Annotated in this window: 18 protein-coding genes; 10 read left to right on the top strand and 8 right to left on the bottom strand. The window is 59.4% G+C overall.

Annotated elements, in window-relative coordinates:
* Window positions 1-1,809: an ABC-F family ATP-binding cassette domain-containing protein gene (locus ACR0M9_RS03085; protein WP_480772814.1), complete on the top strand. Its 1,809-nt coding sequence runs from the start codon at window positions 1-3 to the stop codon at window positions 1,807-1,809.
* Here the strand turns inward: ACR0M9_RS03085 and ACR0M9_RS03080 are convergent.
* Window positions 1,806-2,336, bottom strand: coding sequence for a sugar O-acetyltransferase (locus ACR0M9_RS03080; RefSeq protein ID WP_480504857.1), 531 nt, complete (start codon window positions 2,334-2,336; stop codon window positions 1,806-1,808). The two genes, ACR0M9_RS03085 and ACR0M9_RS03080, sit on opposite strands and share 4 nt — an antisense overlap.
* Window positions 2,337-2,363: 27 nt before the next feature.
* Window positions 2,364-3,119, bottom strand: a complete 756-nt coding sequence (locus tag ACR0M9_RS03075; protein WP_480772813.1) for a 3-hydroxyacyl-CoA dehydrogenase — start codon at window positions 3,117-3,119, stop codon at window positions 2,364-2,366.
* A 232-nt stretch (window positions 3,120-3,351) separates the two neighbouring features.
* Between ACR0M9_RS03075 and ACR0M9_RS03070 the strand changes: the two genes are divergently transcribed.
* The gene (locus tag ACR0M9_RS03070; protein WP_480772812.1) at window positions 3,352-4,101 is read left to right on the top strand and encodes a hypothetical protein; all 750 of its coding nucleotides are present in this window, start codon (window positions 3,352-3,354) and stop codon (window positions 4,099-4,101) included.
* Between the two features lie 78 nt (window positions 4,102-4,179).
* Here ACR0M9_RS03070 and tyrS read toward each other — a convergent pair whose 3' ends face one another.
* Window positions 4,180-5,433, bottom strand: a complete 1,254-nt coding sequence (tyrS, locus tag ACR0M9_RS03065) for a tyrosine--tRNA ligase (RefSeq protein WP_480772811.1) — start codon at window positions 5,431-5,433, stop codon at window positions 4,180-4,182.
* Between the two features lie 327 nt (window positions 5,434-5,760).
* Here tyrS and ACR0M9_RS03060 point away from each other — a divergent pair, with 327 nt between their 5' ends.
* Entirely contained in the window at window positions 5,761-6,834 is a 1,074-nt protein-coding gene (locus ACR0M9_RS03060) for an anhydro-N-acetylmuramic acid kinase (RefSeq protein WP_480545807.1), read from the top strand.
* Between the two features lie 27 nt (window positions 6,835-6,861).
* Here ACR0M9_RS03060 and ACR0M9_RS03055 read toward each other — a convergent pair whose 3' ends face one another.
* Both ACR0M9_RS03055 and ACR0M9_RS03050 read right to left on the bottom strand, forming a co-directional pair.
* Entirely contained in the window at window positions 6,862-7,638 is a 777-nt protein-coding gene (locus ACR0M9_RS03055) for an extensin-like domain-containing protein (protein WP_480485389.1), read from the bottom strand.
* A 90-nt stretch (window positions 7,639-7,728) separates the two neighbouring features.
* On the bottom strand, window positions 7,729-8,148 hold the full coding sequence (locus tag ACR0M9_RS03050) for a cupin domain-containing protein (protein WP_480772810.1): 420 nt from the start codon (window positions 8,146-8,148) through the stop codon (window positions 7,729-7,731).
* Between the two features lie 86 nt (window positions 8,149-8,234).
* Between ACR0M9_RS03050 and ACR0M9_RS03045 the strand changes: the two genes are divergently transcribed.
* From ACR0M9_RS03045 to ACR0M9_RS03015, 7 genes are all read left to right on the top strand, one after another.
* Window positions 8,235-9,653: a protein adenylyltransferase SelO gene (locus tag ACR0M9_RS03045; protein WP_480772809.1), complete on the top strand. Its 1,419-nt coding sequence runs from the start codon at window positions 8,235-8,237 to the stop codon at window positions 9,651-9,653.
* A 295-nt stretch (window positions 9,654-9,948) separates the two neighbouring features.
* On the top strand, window positions 9,949-10,653 hold the full coding sequence (locus ACR0M9_RS03040; RefSeq protein ID WP_480772949.1) for an endonuclease/exonuclease/phosphatase family protein: 705 nt from the start codon (window positions 9,949-9,951) through the stop codon (window positions 10,651-10,653).
* Window positions 10,654-10,736: 83 nt separating this feature from the next.
* Window positions 10,737-11,150: a Fur family transcriptional regulator gene (locus tag ACR0M9_RS03035; RefSeq protein WP_209503686.1), complete on the top strand. Its 414-nt coding sequence runs from the start codon at window positions 10,737-10,739 to the stop codon at window positions 11,148-11,150.
* Between the two features lie 135 nt (window positions 11,151-11,285).
* Entirely contained in the window at window positions 11,286-12,164 is an 879-nt protein-coding gene (locus tag ACR0M9_RS03030) for a DMT family transporter (protein ID WP_267364551.1), read from the top strand.
* A 136-nt stretch (window positions 12,165-12,300) separates the two neighbouring features.
* A complete protein-coding gene (gene eno, locus ACR0M9_RS03025) occupies window positions 12,301-13,578 on the top strand; it encodes a phosphopyruvate hydratase (RefSeq protein ID WP_480772808.1) in 1,278 nt (425 codons plus the stop codon).
* Between the two features lie 48 nt (window positions 13,579-13,626).
* Window positions 13,627-14,166: a GNAT family N-acetyltransferase gene (locus ACR0M9_RS03020; RefSeq protein ID WP_480772807.1), complete on the top strand. Its 540-nt coding sequence runs from the start codon at window positions 13,627-13,629 to the stop codon at window positions 14,164-14,166.
* Window positions 14,167-14,306: 140 nt separating this feature from the next.
* A complete protein-coding gene (locus tag ACR0M9_RS03015) occupies window positions 14,307-14,471 on the top strand; it encodes a hypothetical protein (RefSeq protein ID WP_480480564.1) in 165 nt (54 codons plus the stop codon).
* Here the strand turns inward: ACR0M9_RS03015 and ACR0M9_RS03010 are convergent.
* From ACR0M9_RS03010 to mazG, 3 genes are read right to left on the bottom strand one after another with little or no spacing between them, the layout of a single operon-like run.
* Entirely contained in the window at window positions 14,468-14,917 is a 450-nt protein-coding gene (locus ACR0M9_RS03010) for a GNAT family N-acetyltransferase (protein ID WP_480772806.1), read from the bottom strand. The genes ACR0M9_RS03015 and ACR0M9_RS03010 overlap by 4 nt on opposite strands.
* A complete protein-coding gene (locus ACR0M9_RS03005; RefSeq protein ID WP_480772805.1) occupies window positions 14,914-15,855 on the bottom strand; it encodes a nucleoside hydrolase in 942 nt (313 codons plus the stop codon). Before ACR0M9_RS03005 ends, ACR0M9_RS03010 begins: the two co-directional genes overlap by 4 nt.
* A 54-nt stretch (window positions 15,856-15,909) precedes the next feature.
* Window positions 15,910-16,776, bottom strand: a complete 867-nt coding sequence (gene mazG, locus ACR0M9_RS03000; protein ID WP_480772948.1) for a nucleoside triphosphate pyrophosphohydrolase — start codon at window positions 16,774-16,776, stop codon at window positions 15,910-15,912.
* Window positions 16,777-16,782 lie beyond the last annotated feature (6 nt).

Raw genomic sequence — 16,782 nt, 5'->3', positions numbered from 1 at the left:
ATGGCGAGAATTCCTTTGTTGCAGATGTCCGGTATTTCCCTGACTTTCGGGGGTGACCCGGTGTTTTCCGAACTGGATCTGGTGGTTCAGCCCGGTGATCGTGTTGCGCTGGTGGGGCGAAACGGGTCCGGAAAATCCACGCTGATGAAAGTGATGGCCGGTCTGGTCGAGGCTGATCGGGGCGAGATTGTCGTGCCGCCCGGAAAATCCGTTGGCTATATGGAGCAAGATCCGACGATGGAGGGCTTTGCCACGTTGGGGGATTACGCCTCCAGCGGGTTGGAGCCGGGAGAACTTTACAAGGTTGAACGGGCCGGTGAAGGGTTGAAGTTCGATCCTTCACGGGCGGTTGAGACGGCTTCGGGCGGAGAGAGGCGGCGGGCTGCGCTGGCCAAGCTGATGGCAGAAGCTCCGGATCTGATGTTGCTGGACGAGCCGACCAACCATCTGGATATCGAAGCCATCGCGTGGCTGGAACGCGAACTTGGCGCGACCCGAGCGGCCTTTGTGCTGATCTCGCATGACCGGGCCTTTCTAAGGGCGCTGACCCGGGCAACACTTTGGATCGACCGGGGGGCTGTTCGGCGACAGGAGCAGGGCTTTGAAGCCTTTGAGGCCTGGCGGGACAAGGTCTGGGAGGAAGAGGACCAGCAACGCCACAAGCTGAACCGCCTGATTAAGTCCGAAGCGAAATGGGCGGTTGAGGGCATTAGCGCCCGACGCAAACGTAACCAAGGCCGGGTGCGGGCCTTGCAGGCGTTGCGGGCCGAAAAGGCGGCGCAGATCAAACGTCAGGGTTCGGCTGCAATGGCACTGGAGGCCGGGCCAAAATCAGGCCGTAAAGTGATTGAGGCCAGGGCGCTGGCCAAAGGGTTTGGCGACAAGCAGATCGTTCGGAACTTTGATCTGCTGGTGCAGCGCGGTGACCGGGTGGCCTTTGTCGGGCCGAACGGTGTTGGCAAAACAACGTTGCTGAAGATGCTGCTGGGGCAGGTGGAGCCGGACGCGGGCTCGGTTTCCTTGGGGACGAACCTTGAAATCGCGGTGTTCGATCAGACCCGCGCTCAACTGGACCCCGAGATGAGCCTGTGGGACAGTCTGACCGGCGATCCGGATATGCGGGTGTCGGGCAAGGCCGATCAGGTAATGGTGGGCGGGCAGCCCAAACATGTTGTAGGGTATCTCAAGGAATTTCTGTTTGACGAACGGCAGGCCCGAGCAGCCGTGAAATCCCTGTCAGGTGGGGAAAAAGCCCGGTTGCTTCTGGCCAAGCTGATGGCGAAACCCTCGAACCTTCTGGTGCTGGACGAACCGACCAACGATCTGGATGTCGAGACGCTGGACCTGCTGCAAGAGCTTTTGGACGATTACGACGGCACCGTTCTGCTGGTTAGCCATGACCGGGATTTTCTGGACCGCGTGGCGACAACCACCATCGCGATGGAGGGGAATGGACGGGCGACAGTCTATGCTGGCGGCTGGTCGGATTACATTGCGCAGCGTGGCGACGTGATCCAAAAAAGCGTAGAAAAAGCAAAAGCTTCAAAGCCAAAGATCAAGCAGGAAGAAAAGCCGAAATCCGGCCTATCCTTCTCGGAAAAGCACCGGCTGGAGAAACTGCCTGCCGAGATCGCGCGCCTTGAGGCCGAGATTGCCAAGCTGGAAGAGCTGATGTCCGACCCCGGGCTGTTCACGCGCGAACCGGTGAAGTTCCAAAAAGCGACCGAGGCGCTGGTTGAGCGGCAGGAGAAACTCTCGGCCGCTGAAGAGGAATGGCTGACGCTCGAAGAGAAGGCTGAAAGCGCTTAGCGCGCCAGACGTTTTGCCGGATTACCTGCCACGGTTTCTCTGGCGGGGACGTCTTTGGTGACGACGCTGCCTGCGCCGATTGTGGCGTAGTCGCCTATGGTAATGCCGGGCAACAGGATCGCTCCGCCGCCAACCCAAACCTGCCTGCCGATGGTGACGGGCAGGCCGATTTCCAACCCTTGTGCCCGATCAGCCGGGTCTTTGGCATGATGAGCGCAGTAAATCTGAACATTGGGGCCAAACATCGTGTCGTCGCCGACCCGAACGAGGGCCGTGTCCAGAACCACGCATCCGGCATTGAAGAAAACCCGGCTGCCCAGATGGATGTTCATTCCATACGCGCAGTGAAAAGGGGCTTCGAGAAAACAGTCCTCGCCGACATGGCCCAGCAGCGCGTGTAGTTCCGGGGCCATCGCGCCGCGTGTGTCGGGCGGACAGGTGTTGTGAGCGTGAACAGCCCGTCGTGCCCGCGCGCGCAGATCGTCCAACTCAGGATCGAGACAGCAATACCACTGCCCGGACTGCATTTTCTGGCGCTCCAACATAGAGCTGTCTTATCGCATCCGCAGAGCGCCGTCGATGCGGATGACCTCGCCGTTCAGGTAGCCCATTTCAACGATGAAACCGGCCAGCCGCCCGTATTCCTTAGGGTCGCCCAGGCGGGCCGGGTTCGGGACGTCGGCGGCCAGTTGTTTCTGCACGTCTTCGGGAAGGCCCGCCAGCATCGGGGTCATAAAGATACCCGGCGCGATGGTCATGACGCGAATCCCGGTCGAGGCCAGATCACGGGCCATTGGCAGGGTCATGCCAACAACCCCGCCTTTCGATGCAGCGTATGCCGCCTGTCCCTTTTGGCCGTCGAATGCGGCAATAGATGCAGTGTTGATGATCACACCGCGCGCCCCGTCCGGTTCGGGTTCGTTCTTTGCCATCTCGGCAGCGGCCAGCCTTGTGACGTTGAATGTGCCGACAAGATTGATGTCGATCGTACGCTGGAACGCGTCCAGCGGGTGGGGCCCATCCTTGCCGACTGTCTTGATTCCATAAGCGATACCCGCGCAGTTCACAGTCGCGGTGATCTTGCCCATCTTGTCCATGCCGTGGCGCACGGCAGCAGCGACCGAGGTTTCGTCGGTTACATCCGTCAGCGCAAAATATCCGCCGATTTCGGAGGCGACTTGAGCGCCACGGTCCGCGTCACGGTCCAGAATAGTGACTTGCGCGCCCTGCGCGGCAAAGTGACGGGCGGTGGCTTCGCCCAGACCGGATGCGCCGCCGGTGACAAGAGCGGCTGTGGTGGACAAGTGCATCGGAGCTCCTCCCTGGGATATGAACAACTGTTCAATAACTGCTTTGCAGGGGCGGTGTCCACATCTTTGAGCCTGAACGCCAAAAGGGGCGGGGCGGACTGACCGCCGCCGGGTCAATACGCATCTTTAAGGCATCTTAATCCGCGCTTCACGAAAACGCGCCTGTTCGTGAACGAAGTAATCACAGCCATTGCGTGTTTTTTCGTCAGGAGGTTCCGATATGGTACATGGTATGAAACAAACACTGGGCGCTGTTCTGGCTGCACCTGTCTTTGGGATTGTGGTTGCCGGCAGTGCTGTTGCAGCGCCGGAAACGTGTAACTGGAAAACGGCCCGAAATTTCGCGAATGCAGGCGACTATGCCGGTCTTTGCGATTGTGTTCAGGTGACCCCGAGCTTTCTGGACAGACTTCAGAAGCGACCGGATTTTGAGACAACGCTGCGCGTTACCGGGGCGCAATGCCCGGGCCTGGCCGCTTTGCTGACAGATGTGCCAACGGCAAGCTTGTCCGGTCTGGCAGAGAATCGGGGTGAAAGTCGCGGTTCAGAACCCGGCGGGGCGGGATTTGCGAACGCGGCTGGTCCAGACGGCCTCGGTGGTGGCGGAGAACCTGACAACGGCGGCCAAGAACCCGGTGGTGGCGGTGGACAGCCCGGCGGCGGTGACGGAGAGCCCGGCGGTGGCGGTGGAGAACCTAGCGGTGGCGGTGGAGAGCCCGGCGGTGGTGGCGGAGAACCCGGCGGTGGCGGTGGAGAGCCCGGCGGCGGTGGCGGGGAACCCGGTGGTGGCGACGGTGAACCCGGCGGTGGCAAAGGCAATAACGGCGGCGGAAAGGGCCATAACGGCGGCGGCAAAGGTGGCGATAAGGGTAACAATGGCGGCGGCAACGGCGGCGAGGGCAGCAGTCCGGGTCGCGGAAACAACGCCAATGACGACGAGGGCGAAAGCGACCGGCCCGGTCGCGGAAAGGGACGTCAGTAGCCTTGCCCATTCCAAAATAGATACGGCCACCCAATCGGGTGGCCGTTTCCTGCTTTGCAATCAAAGGTGAAAGGGGCGTCAGCCCAGTTGCACCAATGCGTGGCGTTTCTTGCCTGCACTCAGCTTGATCGGGGATGACAATGCGCCCGCGTCGATCATCAAACCTGCATCCGTCAGCGGAGCGTCGTCCAGTTTGGCCCCGTTTTCAGCAATCAGGCGCTTGGCCTCTTTGCCGGATTTGGCGAGGCCTGATTTGACAATGATCTGCACGATGGACATGCCGTCGCCCAGTTCATCCGCGCTGAGGGTCAGGGTGGGCAGATCGTCTCCAACGCCACCTTTTTCGAACACTTCACGGGCCGTGGCTTCGGCCGTTGCCGCAGCTTGCGCCCCGTGGAGAAGGGTTGTCACCTCATTGGCGAGGCGGATTTTGGCCTCATTGATCTCGGACCCGGCAAGCGCGCCAAGACGGTCACATTCATCCACCGGCAATTCGGTATAGAGCTTCAGGAACCGACCGACATCCGCGTCGGTGGTGTTGCGCCAGAACTGCCAGAATTCATAGGGCGAGCGCATCTCGGCGTTCAGCCAGACCGCGCCATCCTGCGATTTGCCCATCTTCTTGCCGTCGCTGGTGGTCAACAAGGGAGAGGTCAGGCCGTAGATTTCGTGATCCAGCACCCGGCGTGTCAGGTCGATACCGTTGACAATGTTGCCCCACTGGTCGCTGCCGCCCATTTGCAGAACACAGCCATAGCGGCGGTTCAGCTCCAGAAAGTCATAGGCTTGCAGGATCATGTAGTTGAACTCGAGAAACGACAGCGACTGTTCGCGATCCAGCCGGGATTTCACCGATTCAAAGCTGAGCATCCGGTTGACCGAAAAATGCCGCCCGATGTCGCGCAGGAAATCGAGGTAGTTCAGATCATCCAGCCATTCGGCATTGTTCAACATCAGTGCCTTGTTTTCGGCGTCAGTGTCGTAATCAATATAGGCCGCGAACACTTTCTTGATGCCCGCGATGTTTTCGTCGATCTGTTCGGGTCCCAGCAGGGGGCGTTCATCCGCGCGGAACGAAGGGTCACCCACCTTGGTGGTGCCGCCACCCATAAGGGTGATCGGCTGATGACCGGTCTTCTGGAACCAGCGCAGCATCATGATCTGAATCAGACTGCCCACATGCAACGACTTGGCCGTTGCATCAAAGCCGATATAGGCCGGCTTGCACCCACTGATCAGCGCGTCGTCAAGGCCCTGATAATCGGTGCAGTCGGCGAGGAAGCCGCGCTCGATCATCGTGGCGATGAAATCCGATTTGGGGTGGTAGGTCATATCGTGCCCTCGGGGTTTGTGTTGCGGGGCACTGTATAGGCGGCGCTGCGGATGAGGAAAAGCCACCTTTTCACTCTAAAACCGCGTGCCGTGATATGCGCGCGCACCTTGATGGCCGGGGTGTTGATCCTGAAGCGCGACGTCGGAAAAAAACCGACGCGCCCAATCAGAAGGCTTGCCAAGGCGGCATAACAAAAGCACCTTGACCAAGCTGCAACCCAGAGGTGAAGTCCGGAAACCCCGGGCACGGCGGAAACATTGCCAGATCAGGAGGCAGGCTTGGGCCAAACCATCAAGAAACACGGAATGGTTCGGGCATTGGGCGCGATGTCCGGTACGTCGCTGGACGGGGTGGACGCTGCGGTGGTGGAAACCGACGGGCATTCCATCGCTGGATTCGGGAAAAGCGGTTATCGCGCCTATACCGAAGCCGAACGCGAAATTCTGCGGGCGGCTTTGGGGCAATGGCACGGCCCGCAAGTCGATGCGGCAGCTGAGATGGTGACCTTTGCCCATGCCGAGGCGCTGTCCGAGTTCGAAGACGTGGATCTGATCGGCTTTCACGGCCAGACGCTGGCGCATGAACCGCGCGGGCGCGGGACATTGCAGGTGGGCGATGGTCTTGGTCTGGCGCAGGCTTTGGGGCGCCCGGTGGTTTGGGACTTCCGAAGCGATGACGTGGCGATGGGGGGCGAGGGTGCTCCGCTGGCGCCGTTTTTTCACTTTGCTTGCGCCAAGTGGTTTGGCGCGGACCGCCCGTTGTGCTTTCTGAACCTGGGCGGTGTTGGTAATCTGACCTATGTGGACCCAAGCTTTGATGGTCCCGAGGCGCCGGGGGCGCTGCTTGCCTTTGATACGGGGCCGGCGAATGCACCGGTCGATGACCTGATGCAGGCCCGGCTGGGGCAGCCGATGGACCGGGATGGTGCGGTTGCGCGCAATGGCACCGTCGAAATGGGTGCGCTGGAGCTGTTCCTGGCTGAGCCTTTCTTCGCACGCATGCCGCCCAAGTCGCTGGACCGGAATGATTTCTCTGAGATGATCGACCTGGTGAAAGAACTGGGTGACGCTGACGCGGTGGCGACCCTGACCGGGATGTGCGCAGCGGGGGTGGTGCAGGGGATGGAACACTGTCCGCAACCGCCGTCTTGCGTGCTGGTTACAGGCGGTGGACGGCGCAATCCGGTGTTGATGGAGATGCTGCGCGTATCTCTCGACTGCCCTGTCGAACCGGTCGAGGCCGTGGGGCTGGACGGCGATATGCTCGAGGCGCAGGCTTTTGCCTATCTGGCCGTGCGCGTGGCGCGGGGATTGCCAACCTCGTGCCCCGGAACAACCGGGGTGAAAGCGCTGGTAGGCGGCGGTATGGTCAGTACAGTGAACGCTCAACCGGTGGGTTGAGGCTACATCCAGGTAACGGCTAACGCGTTATCGACACACAGGCTTGCCACTGCGACGGGCTGTGTCGAAGTGAAAATGCCCTTTGTGATACCGGTCAGCATCAGGACCAAGAACAGTTCCAAACAGGCCACAGGCTCCGCTGTGCAACTCTCGTAACACGGTGCTTTGATCGGTGTCGCTCCATCCGTTCTGAACGGTGATCTGCGTTCCGTCCTGCAACACGAAGGTCGAGATATCGATGGCCCGACCTCGCGCATGTTCGGAGATGCGCGCATAGGGCTGGTTGTTCTGCGTCTTGCAGGCATAGTGGCCAACAACGCGCATCCCCTTGAGCCCACCACCCAGTTCGGCGAAGGCGGGTTTGGCGACGTTTTCGATCCACGTTTTCAGCGTAACGGCTGTCTGACAGTCCATCAGCGAGAACTGGCTGAGCGCAATGTCCGAAATTCTGTAAATCCGGACCGGGTTGGCGATGCCGCAACCTTGCGCTTTTCCAGCCAAAGACGCGCGGGTTTCGCCCAAGATGGTCCAGTCACCACAGACCGCCCCGCGGTCACGCATACGCTGGCGACCCACTTCAAACTGGCGGAACTTGCAAGGGCGCAGCGCAGGGCGTTTCGAGATCAGCACCGCAGGTTCGACAGTCGCGGCAGGTTCTTTGTGTTCGGTTGCGACTTCCTCCTCCAGATCGGGCAGCGCCAATTCGGATGAAAGGGGGGATTCTGCACAGGCGATCTCGGCGTTTGCAAGACCGGTGTTTGCGAACAGAAGCAGAAGGACCAGAAAGATGTGTTTCACAATCACCCGATGCTCCGATACCTGCGGTTGCGTTTACAGAATGATAAATGCGTAACTTTCTGTAAACTCACCTTTTCAGAGCATTCCAAGATCAACCTATCCCCGAGGGATATCAAACCCAGGTTCTGCCAGTTGGAACCCATCGAATTGAAATCCGGGAGACACTGTACAACTGACCAGCGTGTAATCACCGGTGCTGCGCGCGGCCTGCCAATGGCCGGTGGGAACAATCAGTTGCGGTGCGCCCCGAGACAAATCGGGTGACAACACGTGGTCGGCCGCCGGACCCTTGTCTGTTGCGCTCAAGGACAGAATCAGTGGCGCGCCCGCGTGGAAGAGCCAGATCTCGGTCGCGTCGACCCGGTGCCAGTGACTGCTTTCCCCCGCCTGCAGCAAGAAGTAGATGCAGGTGCCGGTCGGGCGGCCCTTGTTTTCGGCGCGCCAGGTTTCCGCGTACCAGCCGCCCTCGGGGTGAGGGTGCAAGTTCAGGCGGTCGATGATCTCTTGTGCGGTCATGTGGCCCCTCGTGTGTTTGGCGCGATTATGCACGGCAAGGTGTGATCCGCTATGGTATTTGTGCGCACGGGGAATATGTTTGCCGCATGACACTGACCATTCCATTCGATAACTCATATGCCCGCCTGCCGGACGCGTTTTTTGCGCGACAGAAACCGGCGTCTGTACGCGCGCCCAAGTTGATCGCGTTCAATGATGATCTGGCACGGCTGTTGCAGGTCCATCCGGGCGACGTGCAAGAGATGGCAGAAGCCTTTGCAGGTAATCGCATCCCCGATGGTGCGGACCCCATCGCGCAGCTTTATTCCGGGCATCAGTTTGGCCAGTACAACCCGCAGCTTGGGGACGGACGCGCGGTGCTGTTGGGCGAAACTGTCGGAACGGATGGTGTGCGGCGGGATGTTCAGCTGAAAGGCTCGGGCCCGACGCCGTTTTCGCGTCGCGGCGACGGCAGGGCTTGGCTGGGTCCGGTTCTGCGCGAATACGTGGTGTCCGAGGCGATGCACGCGCTGGGCATCCCCACAACACGCGCGCTGGCGGCGGTAGAGACCGGTGAAACCGTGTTCCGGGAGGGTCCGATGCCCGGTGGGGTGCTAACCCGGGTTGCAACCAGCCATTTGCGGGTAGGTACCTTTCAGGTCTTTGCCGCGCGGGGGCAGTTGGACAATCTGCGGTGCCTGACGGACTATGCCATCGCGCGCCACTTTCCCGGGGCCGAAGGGCCAATGGGCCTGTTGCGGGCCGTTCGGGATGCGCAGGCTCGGCTGATCGCGCAGTGGATGAGCGTGGGCTTTATCCATGGGGTCATGAACACCGACAATTGCTCGATCGCGGGTGAGACCATCGATTATGGCCCCTGTGCCTTCATGGATGCTTATCATCCCAATACGGTCTACAGCTCGATAGATCGAATGGGCCGTTATGCCTATGCCAACCAGCCAGATATTGCCGTCTGGAATCTGGCGCAGCTGGCAACCTCTCTGATTCAGCAGATGGACGACAAGGAGGTCGCTGTTGAGGAGGCGACCGAGATCGTGCATGCCATGCCGGACCTGCTGCAACAGAACTGGTTGACCCGGTTCCGGGCAAAGGTCGGACTGACGACCGCTGAAGAAGGCGATCAGGCGCTGATCACCGATCTGCTAAAACGCATGGCCGAGGGGCAGGCTGATTTCACCAACACCTTCCGTGCGCTGGGCAAGGATACCGCGCGCGATCAGTTTGTCGATCCACAGGCCTTTGACAGTTGGGCAGAAGGCTGGCGTGCACGTTTGGCGCGTGAGGCCTCGCCGCATGAAGTGATGACCGCAGCGAACCCGGCCTATATTCCGCGCAATCACCGTGTCGAGCAGATGATCCAATCAGCGGTGGCGGGGGATTACCAGCCGTTCCATCGGCTGAACGCTGTCCTCGCGCGGCCTTACGACGAGCAGGCAGAAGCGGCGGATCTGAAACGGCCCCCGACCGATAACGAAGTTGTGCACGCCACGTTTTGCGGTACGTGACGGTGAAACATCTCTGGAAATCCCTCGCTGCGGAACGTTTCGCTGGGAGGGGCAAACGGATTTGTCCGGTCCAGATCGGTGTCGGATGCGCTGAAACTGCTGCATCTCCGTCCTGCCGCACCTGGATGATATGAGGGGAAACCCATCTGTTTCCGGCCACGCCACGTGCGGGGTTTTTAGGCGATATATTTTAACGAAGCGACTTCCCCGGTTGCCGTTGTTGAGAAGTGAAACTGAAGGGTTGCGTCCGGCGACAGGCGTGGCACTTTGGGTCAAGCCCACTGGTCAGGTCTATATGCAGTTATCTTCCACCCTTCGCATCGCCAGCTATAACATTCAGAAATGCCTCGGGCTGGATTTCCGGCGCCAGCCGCAGCGCATTTTGCAGGTCATCGAACATATGCAGGCCGATATCGTTGTGTTGCAGGAGGCCGACAAACGTCTGCCGCCGCGCCCGGCGGCCCTGCCGCATTTCATGCTGGATGAAGCCGGTTGGCAGATCGTCGATCTGGGCGGTGCCGGCAGTCTGGGCTGGCATGGCAACGCGGTGATCTGGCGTGGCGAGGGCCTTTCGGTCCGGCGGACCGGACATCACGAATTGCCCGGGCTTGAACCGCGCGGCGCGGTCCGTGTCGAATTTGATACCCCTATCGGGCCGTTGCGGGTGATGGGTATGCATCTGGGGCTGTTGCCCGCATCGCGACGTCAGCAGATCTCGCATATCAGGCGGTTTGATAAAGAGCTGGAGCAGATGCCGACTGTCTGGGCGGGGGATTTCAACGAATGGTCCCGACAGCCGATTCTGGATCACCTGGCACCCGAAATGCGTTTCCTGCCCCCCAAGCCAAGTTTTCCCGCCGCGCAGCCGCTGGGCGCGCTGGATCGGATCGCGCTGGGCGCGGGCGTCAGGGCCACTGCGCATGGTGTCCATGACGCGCGCCCCGCACATATCGCATCGGATCATTTGCCGGTTTGGGCTGATTTGGCGCGCGTGGCTTAACTTCAACGGAAAAGAAGAAATCCCTGTGGCGCAAAGTGCGCAGACATACTAAGACAGACACCCGAGCAATTCTGAGGGGCATCATGTCGGAAACGATTATTGGACGTTGTGAGGCCAAAGGTCTGCGCATGACCGGTCAAAGAAGGATCATCGCGCAGGTATTGGAACAAAGCGACGACCATCCGGATGTCGAAGAACTGTACGCGCGTGCTTCTGCCATCGACACAGGCATCTCAATTGCGACGGTGTATCGTACGGTCAAACTGTTCGAAGAGGCCGGTATTCTGGAGCGTCTGGAGTTCGGCGATGGGCGGGCCCGTTACGAGGATGCCGAGCGTGATCACCACGATCACCTGATCGACATGCAGTCGGGGGAGGTTATCGAATTTGTCGACCCCGAGATCGAAGCCCTGCAGGAAAAGATCGCCGCCAAGCTTGGGTACAAGCTGAAAGGGCATCGGCTGGAGCTGTACGGCGTACCGCTCAAGCAGGAGTGATCCATCACAAATCGCGAATGGCCCCAACACGTTAATTCATTGAACGTGTCGGGAAATGGCTTGCCAGACGTCGCTGGTTGCGGTTCATGTGCCCGGACACTGCACCCCAAGTACCCTTTTCCTGTGGACGCGCGCATGAATAACGTAAACGGCATCCTTTTGCTGATCGGCTCGATGGCGGCCTTTTCGCTTGAGGATATGTTCATCAAGTTCCTGTCGGGCGCTGTGCCGACCGGTCAGATCATGGTGTGTCTGGGTGTGTTCTGCGGGCTTGTCTTTGCGGTGATGTCGGTGGTCACCCGCAAACGCATCTTCGATCCCGTGGCGTGGAAACTGCTGCCGATGCTGCGCGCAGGGACAGAAGGATTCGGTGCCGTGACCTTTGTCACCGCGCTGTCGCTGATCGATCTGTCCACTGTCGCCGCCGTGTTTCAGGCCATGCCGCTTGCCGTGACCATGGGCGCGGCCCTGTTTCTGGGAGAGCAGGTCGGCTGGCGCCGCTGGAGTGCCATTGGTGTCGGCTTTGTCGGTGTTCTGATGATCATTCGCCCCGGATTGGAAGGGTTTCAGCCGGACTCGCTGTTTGTCGTGCTGACCGTGTTTGCGATTGCGGCGCGTGATCTGATAACCCGCAAGCTGGATGTTCGGGTGGCTTCATCCGTTGTGGCGATGCAGGCGTATATCGCAGTGGCGCTGGCCGGGTTGCTGTTGATGGTCGTTTCAGGAACACCCTTCGTGCCGGTACAAAGCGGCCAGGCAGGTCCGTATCTGGGGGCGATCGGTTTTGGTGTTCTAGGGTATTACGGCATCGTCACGGCCATGCGGGTTGGCGAGGCTTCGGCCATGATGCCATTCCGTTACACGCGTCTGGTGTTTTCGATCCTTGCCGGAATGCTGATGTTCGGGGAACGCCCTGACGCGCTGACAATGGCAGGGGCGAGCCTCATCATCGGATCTGGCCTGTATACCTTTATCCGCGAGCGACGTTTGGCGCGCAATCTGGTCCCGGCGTGAACCTGTTGGCGCAAACAGCAAACTGTTAGCCCTAAAGGTCGGTAAATATGCGTGTTAGCGATAACGGAACCGGTTTACTTTTGGCCGGTTGCTGCTATGACGCGTGCAACCGACTGCAGCCATAGGGACAGACCTCATGAGCACCATTATTGACATCCACGCGCGCGAAATTCTGGACAGCCGGGGCAACCCGACGGTCGAGGTCGACGTGATTCTGGAAGACGGCACCATGGGCCGCGCCGCCGTACCGTCCGGTGCGTCCACCGGCGCACATGAAGCCGTTGAAAAACGCGACGGCGACAAATCCCGCTATATGGGCAAAGGGGTTCTGGAAGCCGTGGCCGCCGTGAATGGTGAGATCGCCGAGGAACTGGTGGGTTTTGACGCGACAGAACAAGTGGCCATCGATCAGGCGATGATTGAACTGGATGGAACCAATAACAAAGGCCGTCTGGGTGCCAACGCCATTCTGGGCGTGTCGCTGGCCACCGCAAAGGCGGCAGCCGATTTCACCACGCAGCCCCTTTTTCGCTACGTCGGTGGCACCTCGGCCCGCGTGCTGCCGGTGCCGATGATGAATATCATCAATGGCGGCGAACACGCCGACAACCCGATCGACATTCAGGAATTCATGATCATGCCAACCTCGGCCGCGAATATTCGCGAAGCCGTGCGCATGGGGTCCGAAGTGTTCCACACCCTGAAGAAAGAGCTGTCGGCTGCCGGTCTGGCCACCGGTGTCGGTGACGAGGGCGGTTTTGCCCCGAACATCGCCAGTACCCGCGAGGCGCTGGATTTCATCCTGAAGTCCATTGAAAAGGCGGGCTACAAACCGGGAGAAGAAATCCACCTGGCCTTGGATTGCGCGGCGACCGAGTATTACAAGGACGGCAAATACGTTCTGGCGGGCGAGGGGATCACCCTGACGTCCGAGGAAAACGCAGCCTATCTGGCGGCGCTGGTCAATGACTATCCGATCATCTCGATCGAAGACGGCATGTCCGAGGATGACTGGGACGGCTGGAAAGCCTTGACCGACGCCATCGGCGACAAGGTGCAGCTGGTGGGCGACGACCTGTTTGTGACCAATCCGGCGCGCTTGGCCGAAGGCATCAAGCGCGGCTGCGCGAACTCGATGCTGGTCAAGGTGAACCAGATCGGATCGCTGACTGAAACCCTGCGCGCCGTCGATATGGCGCACCGTGCGCGTTACACAAACGTGATGTCGCACCGTTCGGGCGAGACCGAGGATGCCACCATTGCTGATCTGGCGGTGGCGACCAATTGCGGTCAGATCAAAACTGGCTCGCTGGCGCGGTCGGACCGGTTGGCCAAATACAACCAGTTGATCCGCATCGAGGAATCACTGGGCGAGGTTGCGGAATACGCAGGCGCGTCGATCCTTCGCAAGTAACGCGCGTGGTGCTAGGCTGACCCCCGGGTTTAATCCGGGGGTCGCATTGTGCTGAACATCATCGAACCGGAAACGCCGGACCAGTTTGAAGCGGTTCGGCGTTTGTGTTGGGATTACAGGGATTTCCTGCTCGCACTGGATGAAAGAACCGCCCAGATCGTTCGGGCCTTCTACCCAAGCGAAAAATACACCCGTGTAATGGACAACATCGACGCGGAACACACGCCGCCGAACGGTGGGATCAAACTGGCATTACTGCATGGGGAACCGGTCGGCTGCGGCATGTTTCACACGTACGAGCCTAGTGTGGCTGAAATCAAACGCGTATTTGTAACTGACGCAGCAAGAGGGACCGGCGCAGGCTGTGCCATCATGCTTTCGCTGATCGAAATGTGTCGAGATCTTGGGTTCGACTATATTCGAATGGACACCGGCAAACCCCTGGAAGCGGCGACTCGGTTATACCTGTCTTTGGGCTTTCACCTGCGCGACGCCTATTACCAAACTCCTGTAATCGCACGCGACCACCTGCTTTTTTTCGAGATGCCGCTATTTGAGAAACACACACACGGGCCTGAGAAAAGTTAAAGTTTTCAGGGATATATCCGTCTGTTTTGGAGGTATTTGATAATAAAGATGTGACTTATTTATTCTTATGTGTGAACTTGTTACTTATCACGTCCACACCGAATGCCGTAGTTTGTCTTCATTGCAGAAAGGAGACTACGATGTCTGTATCCAAATTCCTTCTGATAATCGCCACAACGTCCATCACAGTATTGTCCGCCTGCGCGGGTCCGGGAACGTATCCGATAACCGGAGAACAGGTTTCGTCGAATGACCCGGTTCAGGACATGAATCCGGCAAATATCTTCCGCGGCGAGTCGCGCTAAAGTACCTTGCTCATCAGCATATACCTGTCACGTTGTCTGAACCCGGTGCGCAGATAGAGCTTTTGGGCAGAATCATTGTTTCGGTCGACTTCCAGATGAAGAGCCATCAGGCCTGCCCCGGCAAGAGCTTTGGGCAGGTCCAAAAGAACCTCGGTGGCAATGCCGCGGCCCCGAACGGCGGGGCGTATATAGATCTCGTCCACGAAACCGTCCATGCCGCCGAACTCGACTGACCAGCCAAAGGTCAGGATGATATATCCCAACGGCGCGCGTCCGGGCCCGATCAAATAGACACAGCCATGAGGGATGCCATCCAGCATGGGGGCGAGGGCATTGCGTGTCTTGTCGGCGTCCTGTGTCAGTCCGGCCTCGGTATGAAAGGCGGTGACCAGCGTCATAAGGCGATCCAGATCTTCGGGGCGCGCAAGGCGGAGGGCGGCGCTCATAATCTGGCCAGCCTTTCTGTCAGCAAGGTGAAAAAGCCGTCAGCGTCGATTTCCCCCATGAACAACGCATTTGGTGCGCGGTTGGTGACACCCCACCAATCCGCAACGGTCATGCCCATGGTCAGGTCGGACCCTGTTTCAATCTCGATATTCACGTGGCGACCCGAAAACAGCTCGGGGCGGATCAGATAGGCAGTGACGCAAGGGTCGTGCAGGGGGGCGCCTGCGCTGCCGTATTTCTCTTTGTCGAAGCGTTCAAAGAAATCCGTCATCTCGGCCACGGCATGTCCAACCTTGCTGTCCAATGCGCGGAACGCGTCGTTTCGTGATTTGGTCACCAGCGCTTTGTGTGTGACATCCAATGGCATGACAACGATTGGCCTTCCGGATTTAAAAACGATATCAGCAGCTTCTGGGTCGACATAGATGTTGAATTCAGCGGTGGGGGTGATGTTGCCGACTTCGAAATATGCCCCACCCATCAAGACGATTTCCTGCACGCGGTCGATGATATCGGGGGCTTTGCGAAATGCAGTCGCGATGTTTGTCAGCGGCCCCAGTGGACATAGGGTCACCGTCCCAGATTCTTCAGCGCGCAGGGTGTCGATGATGAAGTCCACAGCGTGACCTTCAGCCAAGGGCACCTGCGGATCCGGCAGGACCGGGCCATCCAGCCCGGTTTTCCCGTGCACGTGTTCCGCGGTGACAAGTGGGCGGTTCAGCGGTTTGTCGCAGCCCGCATAAACCGGCACATCCGTACGTCCGGCCAATTCACAAACGATTCGGGCGTTCTTGGCCGTGAGGGCGAGCGGGACGTTACCCGCGACGGCCGTGATACCCAGAACCTCGATCTCGTCCGGGCTGGCCAGCGCCAACAGTATGGCGACGGCGTCATCCTGACCGGGATCGGTGTCGATGATGATCTTGCGAGGGGGCATAGGCGTCTCCGGGGGTCGTGAAGGTGGGACACTCGCAAGTGTCGGATCGCTTGTCTACCCGTTTCTGGTCGCCGTCAGTGCATCCGCCGGCGGGAGTTTGCCGTTGGCGCGATGCTCTTCCGTTTTGACCTCGTCCCACAGCGCATCCATCTCGGCCAGATCGCTTTGCGTGGGGGTCTTGCCCCGTTCGGCCAGCCGGGCTTCGACCTTTTCAAAGCGACGGGTGAACTTGGCATTGGTGCGACGCAGGGCGGCTTCGGGTTCGATGCCAAGATGACGGCCCAGATTGACCATCACGAACAGCAGATCGCCGAACTCGTCTTCCAGCGCGTCGGCATCCATTTTGTCGCGCGCCTCTTCCAGTTCGGCCGCTTCTTCGGTGATCTTGGCCAGCACATGGCTGGCGTCAGGCCAGTCGAACCCCACTCGAGCGGCACGTTTTTGCAGCTTATGCGCGCGCAACAGGGCGGGCAGGTTTGCAGCCACACCGTCCAGTGCACCTTTTTGTTCTTTGCCCGCCCGCTCGGCGGCTTTGATGGCTTCCCAATCTTTGGTTTGCTGGTCGGCCGACTTGTCGCGGGATTCATCGCCAAACACATGCGGATGGCGGCTGACCATCTTGTCGGACATGGTGCGCACCACGTCCTGAAAGGTGAAATGTCCTGCTTCTTCTGCCATTTGGGCGTGAAACACGGATTGGAACAGCAAATCCCCCAGCTCTCCCTTAAGCTCGTCATAGGCTTCGCGTTCGATGGCGTCAGCGACCTCATAGGCCTCTTCGATCGTATAGGGGGCGATGGTCGCGAAATCCTGTTCGATATCCCACGGGCAGCCGGATTGCGGATCGCGCAGGCGGCGCATGATTTCCAGCAGCCGTTCGATACCTGCATTGCTGTCATGGATCAGAGGATTTTCAGCCATTGCGAA

The sequence above is a fragment of the Ruegeria sp. CH2 genome (genome assembly GCF_056537065.1).
Note: the sequence above shows the minus strand (reverse complement) of the source record. Positions and strands in the feature narration are given on the sequence as shown.